The organism is Acidobacteriota bacterium (assembly GCA_040752915.1).
In the GTDB taxonomy this organism is placed as follows: Bacteria; Acidobacteriota; UBA4820; order UBA4820; family DSQY01; genus JBFLVU01.
Genome location: JBFMHB010000134.1, coordinates 1 through 2,680 on the forward strand (window position 1 = coordinate 1; position 2,680 = coordinate 2,680).

2 protein-coding genes are annotated in these 2,680 nt (G+C 65.1%); both read right to left on the minus strand.

Features of this window, described 5'->3' with window-relative positions; genetic code table 11:
• Positions 1–19 precede the first annotated feature (19 nt).
• Positions 20–2,101, minus strand: coding sequence for an elongation factor G (gene fusA / locus AB1824_13425; GenBank protein MEW5765961.1), 2,082 nt, complete (start codon positions 2,099–2,101; stop codon positions 20–22).
• 11 nt (positions 2,102–2,112) lie between these two features.
• Entirely contained in the window at positions 2,113–2,583 is a 471-nt protein-coding gene (gene rpsG / locus AB1824_13430; GenBank protein ID MEW5765962.1) for a 30S ribosomal protein S7, read from the minus strand.
• Positions 2,584–2,680 lie beyond the last annotated feature (97 nt).

The following is a 2,680-nucleotide window of genomic DNA, read 5'->3' on the forward strand; positions in this document are numbered from 1 at the left end:
ACATACTCTGCCTCCTTGGCTAACGGCCCTGTACGCGGGCTACGATCTCCTCCGCGATCTGCTTGGGCATGAACTCGTATCGCTCGAACTGCATGACGTAGTTGCCCCGGCCCTGGGTCAGGGACCTGAGCGCCGTGGCGTAACCGAACATCTCGGCCAGGGGGACGATGGCGTTGATGACCTGGAGGTTCGTGCGGGCCTCCATGGCCTGGATCTTCCCGCGGCGGGAGTTGAGATCCCCGATGACATCCCCCATGTAGTTCTCGGGGACCGTGACCTCCACCTTCATGACCGGCTCCAGGAGGGCCGGCCCCGCCTTGGCGGCGGCTTCCTTGAAGGCCATGGAGGCGGCGATCTTGAAGGCCATTTCCGAACTGTCGACCTCGTGGAAGGAGCCGTCGTACAGGGTCACCTTCACGTCCTTCACGGGGAAGCCGGCCAGGACTCCCATTTCGGTGGCCTCGGCCACGCCCTTTTCCACCGCGGGGATGAACTCCTTGGGGATCGTGCCGCCCGTGATGGCGTTCTCGAAGGCGAACCCGTCGCCGGCCCCGAGGGGCTCGATGCGGATCTTCACGTGGCCGTATTGTCCGTGACCCCCGGTCTGCTTGATGTACTTGCCCTCCGCCTTGGCCTCGGTGGTGATCGTCTCCCGGTAGGCGACCTGGGGGCGCCCGACGGCGGCCTGGACCCCGAATTCCCGGGTCAGGCGGTCCACGATGATCTCCAGGTGGAGCTCGCCCATCCCCGAAATGAGGGTCTGGCCCGTATCGGGGTCCACGCGGAGCTTGAAGGTGGGGTCTTCCTTGGCGAGCTTCAGGAGAGCGCCCGAGAGCTTCTCCTGGTCGGCCTTGGTCTTCGGCTCGATGGCCACGGAAATGACGGGCTCGGGAAAGTCCATGGATTCCAGGATGATGGGCTTGTCCCGCCGGGCGAGCGTCTCTCCCGTGACCACGTCCTTGAGCCCCACGATGGCGGCGATGTCCCCCGCCCGGACCTCCTCGATCTCCTCGCGCTTGTTGGCGTGCATCCTCAAGAGGCGCCCCACCCGCTCCTGGCGCTTCTTGCCGACGTTCCACACGTAGGATCCGGCCTCGAGGGACCCGGAGTAGACCCGGACGAAGGCCAGCTGGCCCACGAAGGGGTCGGTCATGATCTTGAAGACCAGGGCGCAGAAGGGGTCGTCGTCGCTGTGGCGGCGCTCCTCGACCTCGCCCGAAGACGGGTCCACCCCGCGCACCGGAGGAATGTCCAGGGGGGAGGGCAGGAAGTCCACGACGCCGTCGAGCAGGGGCTGGATGCCCTTGTTCTTGAAGGCCGATCCGCAGAGCACCGGCGTGAAGTGCATGGCGATGGTGCCCTTGCGGAGCGCGGCGCGGATCTCCTCGTTGGCGATGGGTTTTCCGTCGAGGTATCGCTGAAGGAGGACGTCGTCCTCCTCGCAGGCCATCTCGACGAGCTTCTCGCGCCACGAGGCGGCCTGGGCCCGGAGGTGCTCGGGGATCTCCTCCACGACGAACTGGGCGCCGAGGGTGTCGTCCAGCCACCGCACGGCCTTCATCTCTACAAGGTCCACGATGCCCTGGAAGGTGTCCTCCGCTCCCCAGGGAAGGTGGACCGGGACGGGCCGGGCGTGGAGGCGCTCGTCCATCATTCTCAGGGCGCGCTCAAAGTCGGCGCCTTGCCGGTCCATCTTGTTCACGAAGGCGATGCGCGGGACCTTGTACTTGTCGGCCTGACGCCACACCGTTTCCGACTGGGGCTCCACACCCGCCACCCCGCAGAAGACGCCCACGGCGCCATCGAGCACCCGAAGGGAACGCTCGACCTCGGCCGTGAAATCCACGTGCCCGGGGGTGTCGATGATGTTGATCCGGCAGTCGCGCCAGAAACAGGTCGTGGCCGCGGAGGTGATGGTGATGCCCCGCTCCTGTTCCTGGACCATCCAATCCATGGTGGCCGTGCCCTCGTGGACCTCGCCCATCTTGTAGTTCACGCCCGTGTAGAAGAGCACGCGCTCGGTCGTCGTGGTCTTCCCGGCATCGATGTGGGCCATGATGCCGATGTTTCTCTGGAGGGCGAGGTCGACCGTACGGGGCATTCCCGGATCCTTTACCAGCGGTAATGGGCGAAGGCCTTGTTGGCCTCGGCCATCTTGTGCGTGTCCTCGCGCTTCTTGATGGAGGAACCGCGGTTGTTGTAGGCGTCCAGCACCTCGCCGGCCAGGCACTCGGTCATGGTCTTCTCGCCGCGGGACCGCGAGAACTCGATGAGCCAGCGGATGGCCAGGGAGAGGCGGCGCTCGGGGCGGACCTCCACGGGCACCTGATAGGTGGCGCCGCCGACGCGGCGCGACTTGACCTCGAGCACGGGCTTGACGTTCTCGAGGGCCTTCTGGAAGACCTTGAGCGGATCCTCCCCGGTCTTCTCCTTCAGGATGTCCATGGCCCCATAAAAAATGGACTCGGCCACGGATTTCTTGCCCTGGTACATGATCTTGCTGATGAACTTGCTGACCAGGACAGACCCGTAGACTGAGTCCGGCGCGATCTCTCGCTTTCTGACAAAGGCTTTCCTCGGCATGACCTGCTGCTCCTTACCCTCTTTTTCAAAGAGCAACGGCCCCCCTGTGGGGCCCGGGCGGAAACCAGGATCAGGACTTCGGCCGCTTCGCTCCGTA

Bases quoted from the DNA above. Each gene is read 5' to 3' on its own strand.
- fusA (MEW5765961.1), bottom strand. From the start codon at position 2,101: ATGCCCCGTACGGTCGACCTCGCCCTCCAGAGAAACATCGGCATCATG.
- rpsG (MEW5765962.1), bottom strand. From the start codon at position 2,583: ATGCCGAGGAAAGCCTTTGTCAGAAAGCGAGAGATCGCGCCGGACTCA.